The following is a 22,865-nucleotide window of genomic DNA, read 5'->3' on the forward strand; positions in this document are numbered from 1 at the left end:
CTTCCTTGCGCCTCTTGCCTGTTGTTTTCCGCAGATTACAGGGACTGGCTGCCAGGGCAAGTTGGGAAGCGGGATGCACGTGCGACTTTCATCATCGCATCGCGAACAGTTCCTGATGAAACCGCTTCTCGACAGGGAAACCGTGCGCGCTGAGGTCTCGTCTGAGCGCTTCCCCGAAACCCGCCGGACCGCAAAACCAGATGCTCGCCTCGCGCCATTGCGCTACGGATTCGCGAATGCGTTCGCCGGTCAGTCGTCCGTGACGGGCGTCGATGAGAACGTGGAGACGGACATTTGCCGAGCGCGCATCCGCTGCGAGCTTGCCGAGGGCTTCCTCATCCACATCGGTGGTGGTGTGAAAGAGGTCGACCGCCTGCGCGACGGAGCAACTCGGAACGTCCTCCGGCATGGCCATCTGTTTCATGCGGGCAACGAAGGGCGTGATGCCGATACCACCGCCGATCCAAATCTGGTGCGAACAATCGTCGTCGAAAGTGAAGCAGCCATAGGGACCTTCCACCTTCACCTCCTGCCCGACACGGAGCTTCTCCCGCAGCCGGCTGGTGTGGTCGCCAAGTTCCTTGGTGATGAAGATGATCTTGGGGTCTGCAGCATTCCAACACGAGGCGATCGTGTAGGGATGTGCGCCCTCGGAGACATCGGACGTGGCGAAGGCGAACTGGCCCGGCCTATGCCCCGGCCAGCCATGGGGCACTTCGATTTCGGTCTCGATTGCCCTGACGCCCGGATAATATTTGAGCGAGGTGATCCTACCCTGGACCTGCCGCCGGGCGCCAATGCGCCGCAGCAGCGCAACAGCCGCCGCCGACGTCCCGAAGGCAAGCAGCGCCCCCACGATCCAGCCGAGTGGCGACATCCAGTAGCTGAACTTCATCAGCGTGACGGCGTGAAACACCAATACCAGATACGCGATGGCGAGGAGCCGATGGGTCTTGTGGAAGAGCCGATAGGGGAACATTTGAACGAGCGCCAACGCAATCAGCACAACGGCGCCGTAGAAGGCCCACTCGCCCAGCCCCTCCGCCGCTCCATGCAGGCCCGCAAGGAAGGCCTCGATGGGATTTTCGATGGCAGGTCTTTCCCCACGCTGCGGTCGGGTCAGCAAACCCCAACCGACCGCCCATTTCGGGGCATCGGCCCAGAGCCAATGGATCATGGCGGTCACGAGGGCAGCGATACCGAGCCATTTGTGCAAGCGGTACATCTTGTCGAGACCGCCCAGCCACGCCTCCGGCCAACGCGGTCGCAGCGCGAGGATCATCGCCATGCTCATGCAACCGATTGCCAGAACGCCGCTCAGCTGCACCATCCTCTCGCGAAGTGGGAAGAAGGGGCCCGGCCCAAATGGCTGGGGCTCCGCAACCAGCCACAGGAGGACGAGAACCGCCAGACTGCCCCAAAATACCCGTTTGAGCTTCTGCATGACGTCCTTGCCTCACAACTTTACGGCGCCAGCTTGAACTGATCGCGCCGCGTTGCATTGAGCTGACTCAATCCTGCTCGTGATGAGGTGCAGGGGCTGGTCGAAGCAGAGCGTAGAGGATCTTCATTCAACTGGTCGCCTCGCGACGCCTGAAGCGGCCCCGCGACGCATCCTGCGTCGCGGGGCCGCAGCTCATTCCGTCCACGACTTTGCTCCAGCGCAAACTCCTGGACGTCGCAATCTCCCACTTGAAGGCAAAGAAAGTCTTCGGAGGAAGTCCCGTGATCATCTCAACCAAGTCACTCCTACTGGCAGTCCTCGCGCACTGTCTCGTCCTGGGGCAGCCTGCTCTCGCCGCCGGACCCCACACCCATGAAGGACCAACCGCGACCGCCCGGCCGGAGCTCGACCACGGCAAGAAGTGGCCGACTGATGATGTCTTGCGCCGCGGCATGGACGACATCAGTCTCGCGATGAGGCAGTCGCTGGCACCCATTCACAGCAACGTGTTTACGCCTGCGCAATACGAGGCTTTGGCGACGCGAATCCAGGCGCAGGTCGATGACGTGGTCGGAAACTGCAAGCTGCCCGAGCAGGCCGATCAGCAGCTTCACCTCGTCCTCGAGCAGATCATCGATGGCGCGGCGAAGATGAAGACCGGGACCAGCCGCGATCAGGGAGCCATGAAGATCGTTCGGGCGCTCGCTCAATACGGCAAGTATTTTGACCACGCCGGCTGGCAACCGCTGCAGCATTGAGGTCGATTTCCGCGGCCTCCTATGCCGCCACGGCCTCGTAGATGTCCTCCTCCTGGGCCGTGTGCATGCGCACCAGCGTCTCGATCGCCTCGATCACGCGCTGGGCGTCGCGAATGAGGTAGCGGTCGATCTTCTCTGACGGCAGATCCTCCGCGATCCGGGCGAGCAGCCGCGCGAGATGCAGTATCTCGCGATGCGCACGGCTCATGGCGGAGAGTCCGTGGCGGTCGCGCAGAACCTGCGTGAGCTTCGGATAGACGCTGTCTTCATCCTCGCGTTCGTGCATCACGACGCTGCTCTGGACCAGTCGATGGGCCTCGCCAATCAAGGCAGCGACGGATTCGGGCACCGCGTCGTCGAGCGCATCGACGATCTGGCGCAAGCGGTCGAGATCCCTGAGCAGGGCCTGATGATCGTGATGCAACGTCAGCCCCTGCTCTGCGGTGAGGCGCGGACCACTCCTGACGAGGGGCGGATTGAGCGCTCGCAGCGCGTTCAGAATGACGGCAACATCGATCACCTCCTGGACGATGGCAGCGGGCACGGGATCGAGCCAGCCAACGGTGGCAGCGACCATGGCTACCAATGACAATCCCATACCGACGAAGATGCTTTGCAGGGCAATGCGCCGCGCCCGCTGCGCGATGATGATCGCTTCGCCGACCCGATCCAGCCGGTCCGTGAGGATCACCACATCTGCCGCCTCAGAGGAGGCGCTTGCACCACGCGCGCCGAGCGCGATCCCGGTGTCAGCCACGGCCAGCGCCGGGGCGTCATTGATACCGTCGCCGACCATGATGGTCGGATGCAGCCGCTGTTCGCTACGCACCGCCTCGACCTTATCTGCGGGAACGCGGTCGGCCAGCACGGCATCGAGATCGAGAGCAGCTCCGATGGCCTGCGCCGCTGCGGCGCGATCACCCGTGACCATCACCATCCGCGCGATGCCGGCGTCGCGCAGCAGCCGGATCGCGCGTGGCGTGTCGGCCCGCAATTCGTCGGCCAGCAGCAGCGCGCCGATCAGACGGCCGTCCACCGCGACAAAGACGATCAGCGCCGAGCGCCACGAGGCACGTCGTATCGCTCGCAACTCCCATGGCGACAGATCGGCATGCGAGAGAAGCATTTCCCGCGAGCCCGCCACAACGTGGCGTCCGTCGATCTGGCCGCTGAGGCCGGATCCCATGATCTCTTTGACATGTTCCGGCGGCCTCAGCTCGAGCCCCTGGGCGAGCGCCGCCGCGACGACGGCCTTCGCAAGCACATGATGGGACGCTTGCTCGAGCGACGCTCCGAGCCTGAGGACCTCATCCGGATCCTCGCCCGGCGCGACTTCTATGGACAGCAGCCGCGCCCCGCCCACCGTCAGGGTACCGGTCTTGTCGAATAGCACGGTGTGCGCACGGGCCAGCGCCTCCAGCGCCCTTCCGCCCTTGGCCAGGATGCCGCGGCGGGCTGCTTGCGCCACCCCGGCGATGAAGGCGACGGGTGCGGCCAGAATCAGGGGGCAAGGCGTCGCCGCCACCAGCACGGCAAGGCTGCGGGTCAAGTCGCCGGAGATGTGCCATGCCACAAAGGCGATGACGAGTGTGACCGGCAGGAAGATCAGCGCATAGCGGTCGGCCAACCGCACAAAGGGAGCTCTCGCAGTTTGCGCCGCAGTCACCATGCGCACGATGCCCGCGTAAGTACTCTCGCTGGCCACCGCCGTCACGGTCAATTGGAAGGTCTCACCCGCATTCAGAGAACCGGAGAGAACGGCACTTCCGCGTGTCTTCTCCGCCGGAATCGGCTCGCCAGTCACAGCGGACTCGTCGATGGTGGCAGAGGCCGACGCAACGACACCGTCGACCGGCACGATTTCGCCAGCCTTGACCAGAAGCTCCTCGCCGACCGCGACGTCCTCAACCGGAGCATCCTCGATCCGCTCGCCGGATTTGCGATGGACCTGGCGCGGTGCTCGATCAACCAGGGATCGCAGATCATGCTCCGCCCGTGCGACCGCGATCTCCTCCAGCACGTTGCCACCGGAATACATCAGCGCGACCACGGCCCCTGCGAGCGGCTGTCCGAGCGCGAGCGCCGCACTCATCGACAGCAGCGCGATCGCGTCCACTCCGACGCGGCCGCTGAGGAGATCCTTGACGATCGAGACCGCCAATCCCGCAATCACGGGCGCCGTACCGAGCGCCCATGCGAAGTCGGCTACATCAGGCCGGCCCGCGGCTCGCGCGAGAATACCGGCAGCCAATCCTGCGATCGCGATCGCAACCAGAGCCCATCGCAGGGCTCGATCAAACAACATGGCTCGGCGCGCCCGCCCTTCGGTTTCCACTCGCTATTGCTGCGGGACGGCGCTCTTGTTCCCGTGCATGAACGCCATCATCTCGTCCGGAGTGAGCTTCCCGTCCTTGTCGCGATCCATTGCCTTGAAGATTCGTTCGTGCGCGACCTGAAACTCGGGCAACGAGACGGTTCCGTCGCCATCGGCATCCATCAGCGCGAAGATGATGCGAAAGGCGACCGGCGGCCCCATGGCGTCACCGCCTGTCGCACCATGCCCCTTCATTCCCTGTCCCATCATTCCGCGCCCCATCATTCCCATCATATCTCCACCGCGCATCGGGCTCTGCCGCTCGGCGGATGGGCTGGCAGGAGAACTCGACTGCGGCGAGGCCTGCGCCTGCTCCTGTCCGGGATGGTGGCTCTGATGGTCCGCTGGCGATTGAGCCAAAGCCGGCTGGCCCAAAGTGGCGAACAGCAACGCTGCTGCAATGGTTCGACCTGGCATGGCGCTTCCTCCGTCCTTGGGGTGGGCCTACAAGGTGTCGAACTTCACCGAGTTTACGTTGAGCCAAATCAAAAAGCGGCTGGTGTTCCAGCTCGGCCCTGAGGCGGGAAATGCCTCGACTAACCGCCGCCAGTGCGGGCGCAGCCGATCGCCTCCGTGAGCACCCTGCGATCGCCGATGTGATTGGCGAGCAGCAGGATCAGTCGTGCGTTCATCCGCAGCGCCTGCTCCTCGTCAAGGTCGCGCTGGCTGTCGATTAGCTCGGCGTAGAAATCGTCGGGATCGGCGATGTTGGGTGACAAATTGAGCGTCATGCTGCCAGCTCCTTCCGTCCGGCGGTGTCGTGCCCGGAGGCGCGCAACATCGCATCCGTGATCCTCGCCTCGTCGAATCCGGTCCAGCGTGCCGCGACATATTGATCGGGGCGGAACAGGTAGATGGTCCCGGGCGAAGCGCCATAGCGCGCGGCAAGCAGGCCGGAGGGATCTTCGATGTCGCGGCCGACGACAATGAGCTTCGCTTTGAGCGGACCCACCGCGATCTCGGTCTTGTCGGTCTCCTTGCCGAAGGCCACGACCGTGAAGCCATCGCCGAGACAATGGAGGAACCAGGCGGGCTTGCCATCCACCGTGATCGGCGCATCGGCCGCATTGGTGCCGGGCCGCACGCCGCTCATCATCGCGTCGTCATCGGGGGTATTGAGCGCCGACATCACATAGGGCGTCGGCGTCGAGAGACGGCCGCTGTTGACCAGAGGTCGCGCAAAGGCGTGATGGCGGGCGAGCTCCAGCACCGCGTCACGGAAATAGCGGCTCGCTTTCGTCTTCGGCGTGATGAAGTCGGTGGCGCGCGTCGAGTTCAGGATGTTGTCGTCGGCGGCATAGGCACGCTCCTCGTGATAGCTGTCGAGCAGTGCTTCCGACGCCTCGCCGCGCAGCACCATCGCGAGCTTCCAGGCGAGATTGTCAATGTCCTGGACGCCGGTATTGGCACCGCGCGCGCCGAACGGCGAGACCTGGTGCGCGGCATCGCCGGCGAACAACACCCGGCCCTGGCGGAAATTGTCGATGCGCCGGCAGGCGAACTGATAGATCGAGACCCATTCGAGCACGAAGTCGGTGTCCTCGCCGAGCATGGCACGAATGCGCGGGATCACCCGCTCGGGCCTTTTTTCCTCATCGGGATCAGCTTCCCAGCCGAGCTGGAAGTCGATGCGCCAGATCTTGTCCGCCTGCCGGTGCAGCAGCACGGACTGGCCGCGGTGGAACGGCGGATCGAACCAGAACCAGCGCTCGGTCGGGAAATCCGCCTTCATGGCGACGTCGGCGATCAGGAAGCGGTCCTGGAAGTACTGTCCCGTGAACTCGGCCCCCACCATCTTGCGCACGTCGGAGTTGGCCCCGTCGCAGGCGATCACCCATTGCGCCTCCATGGGGAAGATGCCGTCGGGCGTTTCCACCGCCAGCGTGGCGTGGTCGGCGGCCTGCTTGAGGCTGAGGAGCCGGTGCCTCCAGCGCAGCTCGATCAGCGGATTGGCCCGGCATTTGGCAACCAGCATCTCTTCCAGATGATATTGCTGCAGATTGATCATGGCCGGCCATTGGTGGTCGGCCTCGGGCAACAGATCGAACTGGTAGGACAGCTGGTCCTGGAAGAAGACCCTCCCGACGTTCCAGCTCACGCCGCGCTCAACCATGGGCGCCGCGCAGTCGAGGCGGTCCCAGATTTCGAGCGGTCGCTTGGCGTAGCAGACCGCGCGCGAGCCGATCGAGACGGTGTCGTTGTCGTCGAGCACCACGACCGGCTGGCCGCGTGCCGCGCAATCGAGCGCCGCGGTCAGGCCGATGGGACCTGCGCCGATCACCACGATCGGATGCCGCTTCACGATCCCCTCGGCCTGCTCCTGGGAACGCCGATAGCCGAACTTCGGATAGATGTAGCTCGTCATGTTCGCTTCCTGATGCGCGTGCCGGGATCAATGCGCGTCCGCGAATTCCTTCTCGTGCATCCAGGCGGTGTGGCGCGGCGGGCGCTTGGTGCGCGACCATTCGTCGACCATCTCGTGCGCGACCGATTTCATGCGGTCGATCTGCTCAGGCGTCGCGGTCCAGGCCGCGATCTCCAGGCGATGGCCGCTCGGATCACGGAAATAGATCGACTTGAAGATGGTGTGGTCTGTAATGCCGACGACGTCGAGGCCGGCGGCCTCGGCGCGCGCCTTGGCCTCTTCGAGCTCGGCGAGGTCCTTGACCTGGAAGGCGATGTGCTGGGTCCACTCCGGCGTGTTGGGATCGCGGCCCATCGGCGGCGAGTTCGGCAGCTCGAAGAAGGCGAGGATGTTGCCGTTCCCGGCATCGAGGAAGATGTGCATGTAGGGATCGGGCGCCTTGGTCGAAGGCACCCGATCCTCGGCAATGGCGCCGAGAAGATCCATGTTCATGACGGTCTTGTAGAACTCGACAGTCGCCTTGGCATCGACGCAGCGATAGGCGACGTGATGGATCTTCTCGATTTTCATGGCGTTTCGCTCCCTGGATTTGCGGTTGCGAAATTAGTATCAGATGTTACTATTTCCTGAATTTGATCTGGATCAATCCACTCCGAAGAATTTTTCGAGTGGATCGGCGACGGGAATCGCGTGATGGGACGTTCGAGCGTGGCGCGCGGCGAAGCGGCCGAAGCCGCAACGGCGCAGGATGGCGTCGAGCTGGACCTGCAGCGATATTTTCCGTACCGGCTGGCACGCCTCGCCGAGCAGGTGTCGCTGGCGGTTGCCGAGGTCTATTCCGAACGTTTTGCGCTGACACGGCAGGAATGGCGCGTGCTCGCCATTCTTGGCGTGCGCCCGGAGATTGCGACCAAGGAGATCGGCCCGCTGACGACGCTCGACAAGATGCAGGTCAGCCGCGCCGTGCAGGGCCTGGAGTCGCGCGGCATCGCCGGCCGCAAGCACCATCCCGACGATCGGCGCGAGCTGATCGTCTCGCTGACCCCAGCCGGTCGCGCGCTTTATCGCAAGATCGTGCCCTACGCGCTGGCGCGGGAGACGAAGCTGCTTGGGGCGCTAACCGCCGAAGAAGTGGCGGTGCTCGACCGGGTGATGCGCAAATTGTCGGCCGCGTTGGCGTAGCTTCTCCCCCTCAGCCCCACTTCATCTCGCCCTTGGCGACCTTGGAGCCGATATCGAGCGCGACGCCCATGCCGAGATTCGGGAAGCGCGCTTCCATGGCGGCCTTCAGCGCAGCGCTGTCAGCGGCCTTCGCCAGCTCTTCGTCGAATGCGAGCAGATATGTCCTGGTATGCTCGACAGCGGAAAGATCGACGGCGACACCCGCTGCCATGTGGCCGGGCACGACGAGGGATGGCTTGCGGGCCGCGATCTTGTCGAGGTTGGCGATCCAGGCTGCGCGCTGCTCCTTGGTCGGGGTATCGGCGGTCCAGACATGCACGCCGGAGAAGACCATCACGCCGCCGAACACGGCATTCAGGGACGGAACGAAGAGATAGCGGCGGTTGGCGAGACCTTCGGCGTTGACGATTTCGATCGCCTCGCCGTCAACCGCAAGAGAAGCCCCATCGAACGCTTCCGGCAGAACGACATCGGCGAGCGTCTGCGGACCGTTCTCCTTGAGCTGCGGTCCCCAGACGGCGAGCTTCTTCTCCACATTCGCCTTGATGGCCGCGAGCGTCGCGGACGCCGCCAGCACCTTGGCATTCGGGAAAGCCTCTCGCACGGGCTTCAGGCTGAAATAATAGTCCGGATCGGATTGGCTGATATAGATGGTGGTGAGCTTCTTGCCGCTCGCCTTGATCGCCTCGACGAGCGCGCGTCCGTCCGGATAGGAGAAGCCGCCGTCGATCAGCACCGCCTCGGTCGGACCGGAAAGCAGGACGGGCGCACGGAAAAATCCGTTGGGGCCTGCGGGAAAATGTTTCCAGCTCAGCTTGGCCTCTGCGGCATGGCCGACGTCGGCGGCCGCGAATAATGCGGCGGCACCCGCGGCAAGGCTGGTCTTCATGATCTGTCTCCTCGACAACATGGCTGTCTCCATTGAACTCTGCAGGGAAAATCGGTTTGGGTGATCAGGCGGCACGGAGTTGTGCGGCCAGCAGATCGAACCGCCCGAACAGCATGCTGCCGTCCAGCAGCCTCCGCCCGGCGCCCTCGCCGACCACCAAGGCCGGCACGCCACCGGCCCCAAATCGCGTCATGTCGGCGCGCGCGGCCGCGATCCGCGTCTGGTAAACCGCGATCAATGCCTCGTCAGGCGCCCGCACGCGCCGTGCCGCATCGGTCAGTTGCGCGCCCTCGAGCACGTCGGCGACGATTTGAAGGCTGGAATTGTCGCGGCCATCGACATAGCGGGCGCGCTGCAAGAGCTTGAGCGCCTCGAGCTCACGGATGGGGTCAGTGAGACCCACGGCGACGACGCCAAGGGTCGCCGCCGCCGAGTCGAACAGACTGCCGGTATTGCCGAGAATGCCAGTGCGATAGGCCTCACTGAACGGCTGGCCGGTCAACCGCGCGATGCGCTGGTCGTTCTGCCAGGCATAGGCGGCAAAATGCTGGTCCATGGTCCGCGCCGCAGGGCCCGCAAACAGGCCGGTCGGTGCCAGCACCAGCGTCACATCGCCGTGCGCGGCAAGCTGCTCCAGCACCGGCGAGGCGCCATAGCACCAGCCGCAGAGAGGGTCGAAGAGATAGGTGATTTGCATGATTTTCGGGCCGCCAATGTTCGATGCGGAGAACCTAACGGCCGACCATTATTTGATAAATATCAGATAATGGTACATATTGTTTGTTATTAGCTAACAATGGCGACCGCATGGAAGCAATCAACCTCAACCGCCTCGCTTATTTCGCAGCCGTGGTCGATGCCGGCTCGTTCACACGCGCTGCCGAGCGCCTCGGCATCACCAAGACCGTCGTCAGCCAGCAGGTCGCTCGGCTCGAAGCGGAATTGAAAACGGCCTTGCTGCTGCGGACCACCAGGAGGGTCGAGCCGACCGAAGCCGGCCGGTTGCTGCATGCCCGCTGCGTCACGATCCTGCGCACGGCGGAAGATGCCGTGGACGAGCTCGCCCAAACCAACGCCGAGCCGATGGGCATGCTGCGGATCGCCGCGCCGAACGACTATGGCGCAACGATGATCGCGCCGCTGGCGGCGAAGTTTGCGCGAAAATATCCCGCTTGCAGCGTCGAGCTGATCCTGTCGGACACGCGAACGGACCTCCTCGCCAACCAGATCGACCTGTCGATCCGGGTCGGCTGGCTGAACGATTCAAGTCAGCAGGCCAGGCGGATCGGATCGTTTCGGCAATTGCTGGTGGCCGCGCCGGACGTGGCCGCGGCGTTCCGGAGCAAGACGCCCGACGAGCTTGCGGCTCTGCCGTTCATCGCCAACGGCGCGCTCGACGAGCCGCTGGTCTGGCGCTTCACCAGACGCGATATCGACAGCCGCACGATCCGCATGCGGCAGTCGATCTCGATCAACACGACGCCTGCGGTGCTGGGCGCAGCCCTCGCCGGCGGCGGACTCTGCGTGCTGCCCGACTATTTGGTCGCGGAGCATTTGAAGTCCCGCCGGCTGGTCCATGTCCTGCCGTCCTGGAGCTTGCCGGCCGGCGGGATCCATGCCGTGTACCCCGCGGCCCGGTTCCGGCCGCCGAAGATCACGGCGTTCGTGGCCATGCTGGTGCAGGAAGGCCGCACGCTCGCCAGCAAATTTCCGGAATGAAAAAATTTCCGGAATGACACATGCGCGCCTGTTCACGCCGCCGATCGATCCGGCAGGCCGCCCCGCAGGGCGTCAAGCAGGCGCTGCTCGCGCTCGATCCGGGCGCGATAGAGCTCGCGTTCGCTCTCGCTTCTGGCACCGGCCAGCAACACGCGATAGTGCCCGATCACTTTCTCGCTGCCGCTGATGAGGAGGTTGCGGACGTCACTCATCGTTCCGCTCCGGTCGTGGCAATCGGCGATGGCGTGTTCGGAACGGTGAATGCGGCCGGGAAGGCATCGGCGGCGAGAGCCTCGAGCGCGGTCTGCTCCTCGGCGAGGCGTCGTTCGATAAACTGGCGCTCAATGTCCGACAGCTCAGTCTTGAGCAAACGTCGATAACGAGAGAGATTGTTGCGGTGCGCGCGGATGCGGGCGAAATCCTGATCGAGCATCGTCGTCACTCCTGACGGTCTTTCACGGTCCTTTTCGAATTTGCGGTGTCGGAAGAAGCATCCTCCGGCGCAAAAAATATTCGGGCCTGTTTCCCTGTCAAGACCCTCTCTCGCCGCTTCCTGGACGCCGCCGGGGGCCACCGAAAAATTTTTACGCGTCCCTCTTGCAAGGTCCTTGCGGCGCTCTAAGTCGTTTTTCGCCGCGAGAGCGGTGTGCCGGATGCCCGATCGGGTCCGGCGCGGGCGCCGGGCCGGGGTCTTCGGATCCGTTTCCGATTCCTGACTGGCGCTCCTTCGTATCCATCTTGCTCTTTGGAGGACTTGGTATGAGGACCACCTTTGACTTCGCGCCGCTGTGGCGCTCCACCATCGGCTTCGACCATCTGGCCGACCTCGTCGACAGCACGCTGCGCCAGGCGGGCGAGGACAATTATCCCCCCTACAACATCGAGCGCTCCGGCGAAGACCAATACCGGATCACGCTGGCCGTGGCCGGCTTTGGCGTCAACGACATCAGCGTGACCGCCGAACAGAACGCGCTCACCATCGAGGGCCGGAAGCCGGACAGCGCCACGCGCGAATATCTCTATCAGGGTATCGCCGCGCGTCCGTTCCGCCGCGTGTTCAATCTCGCGGACTACGTCCAGGTCAAGCAGGCCGCTTTCCAGGACGGTCTCCTGGTCATCGATCTCCTGCGCGAGATTCCGGAAGCCATGAAGCCGCGCCGGATCCAGATCGCTGGTGCTGCGTCACCGCAGATCGAGCAGAAGAAGGCGGCTTAGGCCGAACGCGTTCGACAGCGACCACCATGGCGGATGGCGACCGGATCGCCATCCGCCGATCGAACATCCCTTCGAAAGGAGTGTAGAGGGAGACGAGAGATGACCAATGCAAATGCGACCTCCGGCGGGCTCGGCGCGCTGTTCCATCCCGCTGCGCATTATTCTTCGCCTAGCGCCGTCCTCGACGACCGCAAGCTCTCGACAGCGGAGAAGCGGATCATATTGTCGTCGTGGGCCTCGGACATGTATGCCGTCGAATCCCATCCGGCGCTGCGCGAGATTCCCGGCATGGATCAGCCGATCCGGCTCGCGGACATCCTCACCGCGCTGCGCAAGCTCGATGACGACGACGACCCGCCGCCCAGCGGCGGCGTCCCGATGCGGCTGCGGCGGCCCTGGGCCGCCGCAACGCCGTGATCGAGGACCAGCCAAAGGATCTGAACAAGGCCGGCTTCACTTTCCAGTATCAAACCGACACGAGATCTCCGGTTTCCGCTGCACGTTTGACCGCGTCAATCACTCTGAGGGTCTTCAGCCCCTCGCGCCCACTCACCACAGGCTTGGCCGTGCCGCGGATAACCGCACAGAAATTGGCGATCTGCAGGCCGAGCGGATCTTCCTTCTCGTAGCTCAGCCGCTCGCGCTCGATCGGCGCCCACCAGCTGGCCTTGCTCGGATGATGCCATAGATCGAGTTGCGGAATAGCCAGCGATGCCCTCGTGCCGCCGATCTGGTAGCACGTCTCCTGCGTATGACTGTACGCCGGGTTCTCACCAGCGGTGAATTCCCAGCTCCAGGGCGACTGGATGGTATCGGAGACGTTGACCGTTCCCAACGCGCCGGAGGCAAAGTGCAGGATCATCACCGCTGTCTCTTCAACCGCATTTCCACGTAGTCGATTGGATTGGGCAGCTTGTACAGCCGCGATATCCCCACACAGGTACCGCAGCAGGTCAAGATCGTGAATGAGATTCAGGAAAACAGGCCCCGCCCCTTTTTCGCGGCGCCAGCCCACATCGAAATATTCGTCCGGCTTGATCAGCCAGAACATGCCATGGACCGACACGATCTGGCCAAGGCGACCGCTCTCGATCTCCGCCTTGGCGCGTTGGATCATCGGATTGTAGCGGCGATGATGGCCGGTGAGCAGCGGCACCCTCGCCCGCTCGGAGGCTTCGACCAGGACCTGTGAAGCGACGACGTCATCCGCTAACGGCTTCTCGATGAGAGCTGGGAGGCCCGCAGCGATACAATCCATGCCGTTGGCCACGTGCATCTGATTGGGGGTGGCGACAACCACTCCCTCTGGCCGGTTCTCGGACAGCATGTCCTGCAAGGATGGAAACCAGTCCACCTTCAGCGAAACCGCCAACTCTCGGGCCGCCGGCGTCGGATCGACGATCGACGACAGCACCGCCTCCGGCCGCGCGAGAATGTGTTCGATGTGTCGCTTGCCGATGAGACCCGCTCCCATCACTGACAGGTGGACGGGTGCACTCATGCGATACTACCCCTTCTTCTCATCGAGCAGCTTGGCCACACGACGCAAGCCGAGCAGATAGCCCTGAGTGCCGAAGCCTGCAATGACCCCATCAGCTCGTTTGGAGACAAACGAGTGGTGGCGGAATTCCTCGCGTTTGTGCACGTTGGAAATGTGCACCTCGATCACTGTACCCTCGAACGTGTTCAAAGCATCCAGGATGGCGACCGACGTATGGGTGAAGGCCGCCGGATTCATCACGATACCGGCAGCCGTCTCGCGCGCCTCGTGGATCCGGTCGATCAGCTCGTATTCCCTGTTCGATTGGTAAAAGCACATCTCCAGTGCAAGCTCCCCGGCCAGCGCCCGGCAATCCCGCTCCACGTCCGCAAGCGTCTCGTGACCGTAGATGTGAGGCTGGCGTTTGCCAAGCAAATTGAGATTTGGCCCGTTGAGGACGTAGACAAGACGACTCATGGAAGAACTCCGTTCAGTGATGGGCAAGGATCTCGCCGAGGAACTGCCTGGTGCGGGCGTGCTGTGGATTGCGAAAGAAAGCGTCGGGCGCGCCTTCCTCGATGATGTGCCCCTCGGCCATGAAGATGACACGATCGGCAACCTGGCGGGCAAAGCCCATCTCGTGGGTGACGCAAATCATGGTCATGCCGTCATTGGCAAGGCCAATCATCGTATCGAGCACTTCCTTGACCATTTCAGGATCGAGAGCCGAGGTCGGCTCGTCAAACAGCATCACCTTGGGCTGCATACAGAGCGCACGCGCGATCGCGACACGTTGCTGCTGGCCGCCCGAAAGCTGAGCCGGATATTTCTCGGCCTGGTCACCGATGCGTACCCGCTCCAGGTATTTTCGCGCGGTCGCCTCTGCCTCGGTCTTGCCGATGCGGCGCGCGCGAATGGGGGCGAGCATGCAGTTCTGCAACACCGTCATATGCGGAAAAAGGTTGAAGCTCTGAAAAACCATGCCGACGTCCTGACGTACGACATCGATCGCCTTGATGCTGTCGTCCAGCCGATGACCGTTCACCACGATACTGCCCTGCTGGATCGCCTCCAGGCGGTTGATACAGCGGATCAGCGTCGACTTGCCCGAACCGGACGGACCGCAGAGCACGATCTTCTCGCCCTTGCGCACGGTGAGATCGACATCGCGGAGAGCTTGGTACCCGCCGTACCACTTCTGCACACGCTTCATTTCGATCAGGATCTGGTCCTGCATGCTGGCCTCCGCTGTCGGGCGGCGACCAACGCGGATCGCGCGTTGGCCGCTCGCAGGGACTACTGAACGGTGAAAGGGACGCCGGGGACCGCGTCGGGGAAAACCGGGACCGGCACCTTCATCCATTTGGCATAGAAGGCGGCCAGCTTGCCGTTCGACTTGATCTGGTCGATGAACTTGTTGACCGTCTCGTTCCACTCCTTGTCTCCCAGGCGCGTACATGCGCCGTTGTATAGAGCGGAGAAATGAAGCTTCGGTTCGAACCCGAGCTCCGGTTTCGCGGCATTCAAACGCTGCGGGTAAAACAAGTTCGCACCCACGGCCTGGACCTGGCCAGAGAGCAGTGCCTGTATCGTGGCCGCGTCATCGTCGAATCTGCGGATTTCGGTCCCGGACGGGGCGTTGTTGGTGACCTGCGTATCTTGCGTCGAGGAGCGCGGGACACCGATGACATATTTGCCCATATCGGCATTGCTATTGATCGGCGTTGCCTGGGCCGCGACAAGCGTAATCTCATTCGCGACATACGGCTTGGAATACTGCACCGCCTTCGCACGCTCCGGCAGCATAGCCATGGTCGCGAACAGGATGTCCACACGGCCCGTGGTCAGTGCCGGGATACGATTGGCCACGGCCAGAGGTGCGAACTCGGCCTTCACGCCAAGGAATTCAGCGAACGCACGGCCCATGTCGGCATCGATGCCGTCCTGCTTTCCCGAGCTGTCGACAAAGCCCCAAGGCGCATTATCGCCCTGAATGCCGATGACGACGACGCCCTTCTTCTTCACGTCTTCCAACGTAGCGGCCTGCAATTTGCCCGCCGTGGCGACAGCCGCCACTGCGAGTATCGCGATGCCGAGCTGGCGGCGAGTGATCGAAAATAGCATTTGGTGTTCTCCTCCTCCTGGTGATGGCTGTATTTGATTGGGTAGGTGCGCCGTTCCTACCTTTGATTGGCCAGGGCGAGCCTGGCCTCCATCCGGCTGCCCCACCATGAGAGTGGCCAGCAGAGGATGAAATACATCGCGCCAACCACGCCGAAGACGAGCAACGGCTGGTAGGTCTGGTTCGATACGATTTGACCGGCGCGGGCGAGTTCGATGAAGCCGACAATGGCGGCGAGCGAGGTGCCCTTGATGAGTTGCACGAGATAGCCGATGGTCGCCGGCAGCGAGATGCGGATCGCCTGCGGCAGCACGATGTCGCGCATGCGGGAGGAATAATGCAGGCCGAGCGCCATTGCCGCCTCGGACTGGCCGCGAGGCACGGCCTGTATTGCACCGCGCCAGATCTCGCCGAGAAAGGCGGAGGCGTTGACGGTGAACCCGATTGCGACCGCCACGAACGCTGACAGTTTCAATCCGACGAGCGCCAAGCCGTAATACACCACGAACAGTTGCAGCAGCAGCGGCGTGCCCTGGAAGATCCCGATATAGATCCGGACCATCCATTCCACGGTCTTGTGACCAGAGGTGCGCAACAGCGCGACGATCAGGCCGGCTGTACAGCCGCCGACGAATGCAACCAGCGTCAGCAGCACCGTCCATTGCAGACCATGCAGCAGGAAGCCGAACTCGGGAAGACCGAAATACGGTGTCATATTTCGTCCTCCTCAGCGCGTCGGATATGAGAAGAAGCGGAGGGAGATGATCGCGAAGCCCGACATCAGCAGCCAGGAGATCGCGAGGTAGAGGAAGGTGACGAAGAAATAGACCTCGAAGCTGCGGAATGTGTCGCTTTCGATGCGCTGCGCAACCGACGTCAGTTCATAGGCGGAGACGGCCGAACAGATCGACGAGGTCAGCGTCAGCATGATGAACTGCCCCGTGAGCGAGGGGTAGATCGCGCGAAGCGCGGGCTTGAGTACAATGAAGCGGAACACCTGTCCTTTGTGCAATCCGAGCGCGTAGCCGGCCTCAACCTGTCCTTGGTGAACAGACTGCACACCGCCCCGGATGATCTCGATGGCGTACGCGCCTCCATTCACGCCGAGTGCGATAATGGCGGTGGCGGTCGGATTGAGCTTCAATCCGACGAGCGGCAGTGCAAAGAACAGAAAAAAGATCTGCACCAGGAAAGGCGTATTGCGCACGATCTCGACGAAGCCGATCACGATGGCACGTAACCAGGCCGCCTTCGAATCGCGTGCCGCGACGCCGGCGACGCCGATGATCATCGCCAGTGTCATGCCGGCAAGCGCCAGCCCCAACGTGCCCACGCACCCCCACAGCAGCGCGGGCATGGCATGCCAAACCACCGAGAAATCGAGCGTATAGCCCATCTTGCGTTTCCTCTCGGGCGTTGTGCGTGCCGCTCGCCCATCGGCCGGGTGTCACCCTCCCAGGGATGCGAAGGTTGAGAAGAAGACGTCTGGATCGGGTGAAATACCCGTGAACAGGCGGAATGCTTCGGTGCCCTGGAAGATCGCCATGCCGCCACCGTCGACGGTGCGGCAACGGAGGGCGCGCGCCTCGCGCAGCAGTGCGGTTTCCAGCGGGAAATAGACGATCTCGGCGACCCATAGATCGGGACGCAGCAAGGCCGTCGGCAGCGGCGTGCCCGGATACTTCTCCATGCCGATCGGCGTTGCGTTGACGATTCCGTCTGCGGCCGCCACGGCCGTTGCAACATCCTGGCCGGCCTTTAAGCGCCCTGCTGCAAATCGGGAGGACAATCCGTCCACCACGCTCTGCGCCTTGGCCAGATCCAAGTCGACAATGATCAACTCCTGCACGCCGAGTTTCATCAGCGCAAAGGCGACTGCCGCGCCTGCGCCGCCCGCGCCGAACTGGACGACCCGACCGAGTGATGCGCCTTGCATGTTGCGGCGAAAGTTCTCGGCGAAGCCGAACCAGTCGGTGTTGTGGCCGGTCATCCGGCCATTCCTGACGACCACGGTGTTCACGGCGCCAAGCGCCTCCGCGTCAGGCGAGAGCTCGTCCAGAAGTGGAATAATCGCCTGCTTGCAGGGATGGGTCACATTCAGCCCGTCAAAGCCCATCCGCCTCGCGGCCATGAGCAATTCCGGCAATGCCTCCGCACCGAGCTTCAAGTCGGACAGGTCGATCTTCTTGTAGAGATAGCGAATGCCAGCGGCGTCAGCGGCCGCTTCGTGCATGGGCGGCGTGCGGGACGCAGCAATGCCGCTGCCGATCAGGCCGACGAGGAAGCTGGGTTTGGGTTGAATGCTCGGCATAGCCCGTCAGCGCAATGGAAGGGTCAGCTCGGCGATGACCTGAGCCGTGCTCGGTCGAACGCCGCGCCACCAGGCAAAAGCTTCTGCCGCCTGCTCCACCAGCATGCCGACGCCGTCGGCGAGCTTGGCTACGCCTTCGGCGCGGGCCGCTTGCAGAAAGGGAGTGAGCCCCTTGCCGTAGGCGAGTTCGTAAGCCAGCTCCGCACCGCGGAAGACATTGCCTGGAAGCGGCGGCATTTCACCGCGCAAACTGGCCGACGTCGCGTTGACAACGACGTCGTAGCCCTCCGCGAGATCGGCCAGTTCAGCATAGCCGCTGACGATCAGGGGACCACAGCCGGCAAACTCTTCGGCCAAAGCCACAGCTTTCGACAGCGTTCGGTTGACGAGAACCAGCTCCGAGGGCTCCTGGCGCAGGAACGGCAGCATCGCGCCGCGCGCCGCTCCTCCAGCGCCGAGCATCAGGACGCGGCGGCCGGCCATTTTGACGCCGAGATTGACGGTGATGTCACGGACGAGGCCGATCCCGTCGAAATTCTCGGCAATGATCCGATCGCCGACGAACTTCAGGCAGTTTGCGGCGCCAGCTCGCTCGGCACTCTCCGAAAGCTCGTTTGCGTACTCGAAGGCATCGAGCTTGAACGGGGCGGTGATGTTCAGCCCCTTGGCGCCCTCGGTCCGGAATTGATCAACTCGCTCGTTGAAACCATCGAGGGGTCCCTCGATTGCCTCATAGATAAGGTCCTGTCCCGTCATTCTGGCGAAAGTGCCATGGATAAGGGGTGACTTGCTGAAGCCGATCGGATTGCCAATCACCGCATAACGATCGCTCATCGCTCACTCCTGCACTGCGACTTCGTTGTGCAGCACGCCGTCGCGCACCATCGCGTCGACGGTTTCGGCCGACAACCCCAGTGACGCGGCAATGCGCCGATTGTCCTGGCCGAGCAGCGGCGCCGGAGTGCGCACCGTGGTGTCGCAATCGGAGAAGCGGAAGGGCAGGTTCGGCAATGTCACCTTGCCCAGCACGGGGTGCTCCTGCTCGACCAGCATGCCACGCGCGTGGATCTGCGGATCCTTCACGACCTCTTCGATGGTCTGCACGGGAGCGGACGGCACACCTGCTTCCTCGAGTGCCGCCAGACAGGCATTTCGAGACGGCTGTGACAGAGTCCAGTTGCGCACAATCTCCATGGCCTCGGCGTAATGGGCGTTGCGCGCAGCAGGCTTGGCGAAGCGTTCGTCGGATGCCAACGCGCTCCCGCCGATCAGCGTCGCCAATCGCCGCCAGGCATCATCGACCTGGGCGGCGATGACAAGATTGCCGTCCTTGGCCGGAAAGACGCCGTAGACGGTCGAGTCCGGTTGTCCGCTGCCGGTCTGCTTCGGCATGTCGGCGCCGTTGGAGAGGAAGTAACGCTGAACCGCATAATCGTGCATCGAGACCATGCAGTCGTACAGCGCTAGATCGATGTGTTGGCCGCGGCCAGACGATACGCGGCCGACCAGCGCCCCATTGACGGCTGCTACGCCGTGGATGCCGGTATACATGTCTGCGAGCGGCATCCGCAGCAACGGCGGAGCTTCACCGGGAGTGCCCAGTTGCGCCAGTGCACCCGACATCGCCTCTGCGATCAGACCGAAGCCCGGACGGTCGGCATAGGGGCCGGTGTGTCCGTAGGCGGAGACCGAGCAGTAGATCAGTCTGGGATTCCGTGCCGATAGCGCATTGTAACCGAGCCCGAGGCGCTCGAGTGCACCGGGGCGGTAGTTCTCGATGAAGACATCGGCCGTGTCGACGAGCTTCATCATCATGTCGAGACCGCGCTTGTCGCGCAGGTCGATGCAGAGCCCCTGCTTTCCCATGTTCTGCTGCAGGAAGTAGCCGGATTGCCCGTCCTTGAAGAATCCGTGGGCGCGTCCCGCATCGCCTTCCCTAGGGCGCTCCACCTTGATGACTTCCGCGCCCATCGCGGCGAGGCAACGGCCCATGAACGGGCCTGCCAGGAAATGGCTGTAGTCGATGACGCGAATGCCTTTGAGCGGCAGATCTTGGAGCGGCAGATCTTGGAGCGGCAGATCTTGCGCGGTCATGCCTGCTCTCCAGCGGCGTTGTTCTTCGGGCGCATCGGAATCATCAACCGATGCTCACCTAGCTGCACCACTTCGCCGCGCTGATTGATCAGCTCCGAGGGCAGCACCACGATGCCCCACCCATCACGCTTCGTGGCGCGCATCGAGCCGACACGGAACTTCACGTGCACGGTGTCGCCGAGCTTGATCGGCAGCTTGAAATCCCACGTCCAGCCCAGCGACATTCCTGGAAGGAAGCGGTAGTCGGCACGGGTCTTCAAACCGTCGGCCAGCGACAGACCAAACAGCCCGTGCGCGACGCGCGTGCCGAATGGCGTGGTCTTGGCGTATTCCTCGTCGACATGGACCGGGGTAAAATCACCCGTCAACTCGGCATAGGCATTCACCATCGCCTCGGTGACCGTCACTGAGGGGGTGACGCATTCGTCACCGACCTTGGCATCGTCCCAGTAGCGCTCATCGATCATGTCGCGTTTTCCTCAAGCCCGTGGATTGATCGCCAGGGCGGCTTCCACAGCGCCTGCGCCGGCTTGCAAGATTTCGACGTTGAGCCCGCTCGGCAGTTCGAGCCAGTTCGGCCCCGCGGGCAACGCCCTGGCGCCCCAGGCGGCGGCGCGGGCGAGCACGCCTTCGTAGTCGTCGACCATGATGCCGAGATGGGCGAGACGCCCTTCCGGTCCGACAAAATTCGGATCTTCGATGAGTTGCACGCTTCCGAGCACCCATACCTGGCGCGGGCGCGCACCATCGGCGGGTTGCTCGTCGCGAATGGCGAGACCAAGCACCTCACGAAAGAAGTCGACGTGACGATCAATGTCCGGCACACGGATCGCGACGTGCTCGATATAAGCGCGAGGCAGCGACATCGTCTCAGCTCTTTCCAGGATAGTCGCTGCGGGCGTATTCGAGCCCTTTGACCAACGCGACGAGGGTAGAATTGACCGGGGTCGGCACGTTGAGCTTGGCGCCCCAACGCACGACGGAGCCGTGAATGTAGTCAACCTCGGTCGGATTGCCGGATTGCAAGCTCTGCAACATCGACGTTTTGAACTCGGGCGGCAGACCGGCAGATGCCATTGTCCAGGCGCGGAGCGGGTCGGTAATCGAGATCTTCACGCCGGCCGCCTGCGCTACCGCGATGCCCTCTGAAATCGCTGCCAGCGCACAATCCTTCAGGATGGGGAGCGAATAGAGGCCGCCATAGGTCAGGCCGGTAATGGCGGTGACGCCGCCGCCGGCGACGTTGATAAAAAGCTTGTCCCACATCGTGCCCAGGATGTTGTCGCTGAGCAGCGTGAGAATGCCGGCACGATTGAAAGCCTCGGAGATTCGCTGCGCGCGTTCCGTCAAGCGTCCGTCAAGTTCACCGATGATGGTTTCCTTGCCGATGATCCCGGAGCGAACATGACCGGGGCCAAGCAGCACGCCACCAACGTAGGTCTTGCCCGCCATGACCCGGTCACGACCAACTTCCTCCGAAAGGATGTCCTCGTGACCAAGACCGTTCTGAAGCGACATCACAACCGTCTGCGGCCCGATGATCGGCGCTGCCGCCCGGATGGCATCCCGCGTGTGGTAGGATTTGACGAGGACGATGACGAGGTCGGCCTCTACGCCGACTTGGGCCGCCGAGGTGCAGGCAGCGACCTTCGCGATGGTTTCGGCGTCGCCTTCGAGCATCCGAAGGCCCGCGGCATTGATGGCGTCGACATGAGCCTGGAACGGATCGATGAGCCAGACCTCGACCCCGCCGCGCGCCAGCGTGCCGCCGATGGTCGAGCCCAAGGCTCCCGCTCCAATAAAGCAGATCCTCATCCGACGCTTCCCCGCGCGCCCTTCTTGGCGCTGGAGGCGTGGTAGCAGGCCGATCGCTATTAAGATATGATATGATCTTTATATCCATTATTGCGAATCGCAATGAAGCACCCGGATAATGTCGAGACCAACCTGCTGGACCCGCGCCTGCTGAGGCTCTTCGACGCGTTATTCACCACGGGCAGCGTCACCAAGGCAGCAGAAAAGCTCGGTCAAAGTCAGCCGACCATCTCGATCTGGCTGGCGCGACTGCGTAAGGAACTGGACGATCCGCTCTTCATCCGGTCGGCGGAGGGAATGCTGCCAACGCCGCGCGCCGAGGCTCTCATCGGCACGGCGAGGCAGGCCCTGGAAACGCTGCGTCGTCTGGCTGAGCTTCGCACCGACTTCGATCCCTCAACCGCAAAGCGCCGTTTTGCGATCTGCATGACGGATGGAAGCCACGTCACGCTGCTTCCGTCCATCCTCGCTCACATCCGCCGCGTCGCCCCGGGCGTTCGTATCGAGGCGACACAGATCGGCGCGGACACCCCACGGATGCTACAATCCGGTGAAGCCGATCTGGCCCTCGGCTACATCTCGGGTCTCGACGCCGGACATTTCCAACAGGCACTTTTCCCGCAGGATTGGGTCTGCTTGGCGAACGCCAAACATGCCCGGATCCGCGACCGCATCACCGCAAAGGATTTCAGGCGCGAGGCCCACGTCCTCATTCGCTCCGGCACTGGACATCAGTTGCTCGCGACCGCGCTACAGGAGCAGCGGATAGTCCTTGACGTGGCGCTTGAGCTACCCGGCTTTTTGGGACTGCCCGCAATCGTGGGGACGACCGACCTGATCGCCACCCTGCCAAGGCACATTGGCGAAACGCTGGCTCACTATTACGGACTGCGCGTGCTCGACTGCCCGCTGGCGATCGCCGGCTTTACAGTGAAGCAATATTGGCATGCCCGCTTCCATCACGACCCGGCAAGCCAATGGCTGCGTGGCATCTGCGCGGAACTTTTTCAACAACAGGAGGTGCGGGGTCTGCATCCTTCCAGTCGGCCAAAGAAACGAGGCCCACGCAAAATACGGTCGCAGTGAAGCGCTAATTG

Annotated in this window: 28 protein-coding genes; 6 read left to right on the plus strand and 22 right to left on the minus strand. The window is 63.1% G+C overall.

What is annotated here, in order from left to right; all coding sequences use genetic code 11:
* Nucleotides 1–91: 91 nt before the first annotated feature.
* On the minus strand, nt 92–1,444 hold the full coding sequence (locus tag RAD10_RS10530; RefSeq protein ID WP_461617395.1) for a ferredoxin reductase family protein: 1,353 nt from the start codon (nt 1,442–1,444) through the stop codon (nt 92–94).
* 281 nt (nt 1,445–1,725) lie between these two features.
* Between RAD10_RS10530 and RAD10_RS10535 the strand changes: the two genes are divergently transcribed.
* Complete coding sequence (locus RAD10_RS10535) at nt 1,726–2,202, plus strand: hypothetical protein (RefSeq protein WP_461617396.1); 477 nt, start codon at nt 1,726–1,728, stop codon at nt 2,200–2,202.
* A 19-nt stretch (nt 2,203–2,221) separates the two neighbouring features.
* Here RAD10_RS10535 and RAD10_RS10540 read toward each other — a convergent pair whose 3' ends face one another.
* The 5 genes from RAD10_RS10540 to RAD10_RS10560 form a co-directional block, all read right to left on the minus strand.
* On the minus strand, nt 2,222–4,507 hold the full coding sequence (locus RAD10_RS10540; protein WP_461617397.1) for a heavy metal translocating P-type ATPase: 2,286 nt from the start codon (nt 4,505–4,507) through the stop codon (nt 2,222–2,224).
* A 33-nt stretch (nt 4,508–4,540) separates the two neighbouring features.
* The gene (locus tag RAD10_RS10545; protein WP_461617398.1) at nt 4,541–4,993 is read right to left on the minus strand and encodes an EF-hand domain-containing protein; all 453 of its coding nucleotides are present in this window, start codon (nt 4,991–4,993) and stop codon (nt 4,541–4,543) included.
* A 119-nt stretch (nt 4,994–5,112) separates the two neighbouring features.
* A complete protein-coding gene (locus RAD10_RS10550) occupies nt 5,113–5,307 on the minus strand; it encodes a DUF2783 domain-containing protein (RefSeq protein ID WP_461617399.1) in 195 nt (64 codons plus the stop codon).
* Nucleotides 5,304–6,941 carry an FAD-dependent oxidoreductase gene (locus tag RAD10_RS10555; protein ID WP_461617400.1) on the minus strand — a complete coding sequence of 546 codons (1,638 nt, stop codon included), beginning with the start codon at nt 6,939–6,941 and terminating at the stop codon, nt 5,304–5,306. The genes RAD10_RS10550 and RAD10_RS10555 overlap by 4 nt, the downstream gene beginning before the upstream one ends.
* A 27-nt stretch (nt 6,942–6,968) precedes the next feature.
* Entirely contained in the window at nt 6,969–7,511 is a 543-nt protein-coding gene (locus RAD10_RS10560; protein WP_461617401.1) for a VOC family protein, read from the minus strand.
* Between the two features lie 123 nt (nt 7,512–7,634).
* Here RAD10_RS10560 and RAD10_RS10565 point away from each other — a divergent pair, with 123 nt between their 5' ends.
* The gene (locus RAD10_RS10565) at nt 7,635–8,123 is read left to right on the plus strand and encodes a MarR family winged helix-turn-helix transcriptional regulator (RefSeq protein ID WP_461617402.1); all 489 of its coding nucleotides are present in this window, start codon (nt 7,635–7,637) and stop codon (nt 8,121–8,123) included.
* A gap of 10 nt (nt 8,124–8,133) precedes the next feature.
* Here the strand turns inward: RAD10_RS10565 and RAD10_RS10570 are convergent, their stop codons facing one another.
* Both RAD10_RS10570 and RAD10_RS10575 read right to left on the minus strand, forming a co-directional pair.
* On the minus strand, nt 8,134–9,033 hold the full coding sequence (locus RAD10_RS10570) for an MBL fold metallo-hydrolase (RefSeq protein WP_461617403.1): 900 nt from the start codon (nt 9,031–9,033) through the stop codon (nt 8,134–8,136).
* Nucleotides 9,034–9,076: 43 nt separating this feature from the next.
* Complete coding sequence (locus RAD10_RS10575) at nt 9,077–9,709, minus strand: DsbA family protein (RefSeq protein WP_461617404.1); 633 nt, start codon at nt 9,707–9,709, stop codon at nt 9,077–9,079.
* Between the two features lie 110 nt (nt 9,710–9,819).
* Between RAD10_RS10575 and RAD10_RS10580 the strand changes: the two genes are divergently transcribed.
* Nucleotides 9,820–10,731 (plus strand): LysR substrate-binding domain-containing protein, encoded by a 912-nt coding sequence (locus RAD10_RS10580; RefSeq protein WP_461617405.1) that lies wholly within the window; start codon nt 9,820–9,822, stop codon nt 10,729–10,731.
* 32 nt (nt 10,732–10,763) lie between these two features.
* On the opposite strand, the gene RAD10_RS10585 is transcribed toward RAD10_RS10580, so the two are convergent.
* Both RAD10_RS10585 and RAD10_RS10590 read right to left on the minus strand, forming a co-directional pair.
* Nucleotides 10,764–10,943 carry a hypothetical protein gene (locus RAD10_RS10585; protein ID WP_028143162.1) on the minus strand — a complete coding sequence of 60 codons (180 nt, stop codon included), beginning with the start codon at nt 10,941–10,943 and terminating at the stop codon, nt 10,764–10,766.
* Nucleotides 10,940–11,164, minus strand: a complete 225-nt coding sequence (locus RAD10_RS10590) for a hypothetical protein (protein ID WP_461617406.1) — start codon at nt 11,162–11,164, stop codon at nt 10,940–10,942. Before RAD10_RS10590 ends, RAD10_RS10585 begins: the two co-directional genes overlap by 4 nt.
* A 326-nt stretch (nt 11,165–11,490) precedes the next feature.
* Here RAD10_RS10590 and RAD10_RS10595 point away from each other — a divergent pair, with 326 nt between their 5' ends.
* Together RAD10_RS10595 and RAD10_RS10600 are read left to right on the plus strand one after the other, a co-directional pair.
* A complete protein-coding gene (locus tag RAD10_RS10595; protein ID WP_018322651.1) occupies nt 11,491–11,946 on the plus strand; it encodes an Hsp20 family protein in 456 nt (151 codons plus the stop codon).
* Nucleotides 11,947–12,045: 99 nt separating this feature from the next.
* Nucleotides 12,046–12,363 carry a hypothetical protein gene (locus RAD10_RS10600; RefSeq protein WP_461617407.1) on the plus strand — a complete coding sequence of 106 codons (318 nt, stop codon included), beginning with the start codon at nt 12,046–12,048 and terminating at the stop codon, nt 12,361–12,363.
* 49 nt (nt 12,364–12,412) lie between these two features.
* Here the strand turns inward: RAD10_RS10600 and RAD10_RS10605 are convergent, their stop codons facing one another.
* Genes RAD10_RS10605 through RAD10_RS10660 form a run of 12 tightly spaced genes read right to left on the minus strand, consistent with a single transcriptional unit; the run spans nt 12,413 to nt 21,768 of the window.
* Nucleotides 12,413–13,447, minus strand: a complete 1,035-nt coding sequence (locus RAD10_RS10605) for a Gfo/Idh/MocA family protein (protein WP_461617408.1) — start codon at nt 13,445–13,447, stop codon at nt 12,413–12,415.
* Between the two features lie 6 nt (nt 13,448–13,453).
* Nucleotides 13,454–13,903, minus strand: a complete 450-nt coding sequence (gene aroQ / locus RAD10_RS10610; protein WP_461617409.1) for a type II 3-dehydroquinate dehydratase — start codon at nt 13,901–13,903, stop codon at nt 13,454–13,456.
* Nucleotides 13,904–13,916: 13 nt separating this feature from the next.
* On the minus strand, nt 13,917–14,663 hold the full coding sequence (locus tag RAD10_RS10615) for an amino acid ABC transporter ATP-binding protein (RefSeq protein ID WP_461617410.1): 747 nt from the start codon (nt 14,661–14,663) through the stop codon (nt 13,917–13,919).
* A 59-nt stretch (nt 14,664–14,722) separates the two neighbouring features.
* Entirely contained in the window at nt 14,723–15,550 is an 828-nt protein-coding gene (locus tag RAD10_RS10620; RefSeq protein WP_461617411.1) for a transporter substrate-binding domain-containing protein, read from the minus strand.
* A gap of 56 nt (nt 15,551–15,606) precedes the next feature.
* On the minus strand, nt 15,607–16,263 hold the full coding sequence (locus tag RAD10_RS10625) for an amino acid ABC transporter permease (protein ID WP_461617412.1): 657 nt from the start codon (nt 16,261–16,263) through the stop codon (nt 15,607–15,609).
* 12 nt (nt 16,264–16,275) lie between these two features.
* Nucleotides 16,276–16,944: an amino acid ABC transporter permease gene (locus RAD10_RS10630; protein WP_461617413.1), complete on the minus strand. Its 669-nt coding sequence runs from the start codon at nt 16,942–16,944 to the stop codon at nt 16,276–16,278.
* A gap of 51 nt (nt 16,945–16,995) precedes the next feature.
* Nucleotides 16,996–17,859: a shikimate dehydrogenase gene (locus RAD10_RS10635; protein ID WP_461617414.1), complete on the minus strand. Its 864-nt coding sequence runs from the start codon at nt 17,857–17,859 to the stop codon at nt 16,996–16,998.
* A gap of 6 nt (nt 17,860–17,865) precedes the next feature.
* Entirely contained in the window at nt 17,866–18,693 is an 828-nt protein-coding gene (aroE, locus tag RAD10_RS10640; protein ID WP_461617415.1) for a shikimate dehydrogenase, read from the minus strand.
* A gap of 3 nt (nt 18,694–18,696) precedes the next feature.
* Nucleotides 18,697–19,923 (minus strand): CaiB/BaiF CoA transferase family protein, encoded by a 1,227-nt coding sequence (locus RAD10_RS10645; protein ID WP_461617508.1) that lies wholly within the window; start codon nt 19,921–19,923, stop codon nt 18,697–18,699.
* A gap of 26 nt (nt 19,924–19,949) precedes the next feature.
* Nucleotides 19,950–20,420 carry a MaoC family dehydratase gene (locus RAD10_RS10650; protein WP_092259899.1) on the minus strand — a complete coding sequence of 157 codons (471 nt, stop codon included), beginning with the start codon at nt 20,418–20,420 and terminating at the stop codon, nt 19,950–19,952.
* Nucleotides 20,421–20,432: 12 nt separating this feature from the next.
* Complete coding sequence (locus RAD10_RS10655) at nt 20,433–20,819, minus strand: VOC family protein (RefSeq protein ID WP_461617416.1); 387 nt, start codon at nt 20,817–20,819, stop codon at nt 20,433–20,435.
* 4 nt (nt 20,820–20,823) lie between these two features.
* Nucleotides 20,824–21,768 carry a ketopantoate reductase family protein gene (locus tag RAD10_RS10660; RefSeq protein ID WP_461617417.1) on the minus strand — a complete coding sequence of 315 codons (945 nt, stop codon included), beginning with the start codon at nt 21,766–21,768 and terminating at the stop codon, nt 20,824–20,826.
* Between the two features lie 102 nt (nt 21,769–21,870).
* Here RAD10_RS10660 and RAD10_RS10665 point away from each other — a divergent pair, with 102 nt between their 5' ends.
* Entirely contained in the window at nt 21,871–22,854 is a 984-nt protein-coding gene (locus RAD10_RS10665) for a LysR family transcriptional regulator (protein ID WP_461617418.1), read from the plus strand.
* Nucleotides 22,855–22,865: the final 11 nt, after the last annotated feature.

The sequence above is a fragment of the Bradyrhizobium sp. 23AC genome (assembly GCF_054863025.1).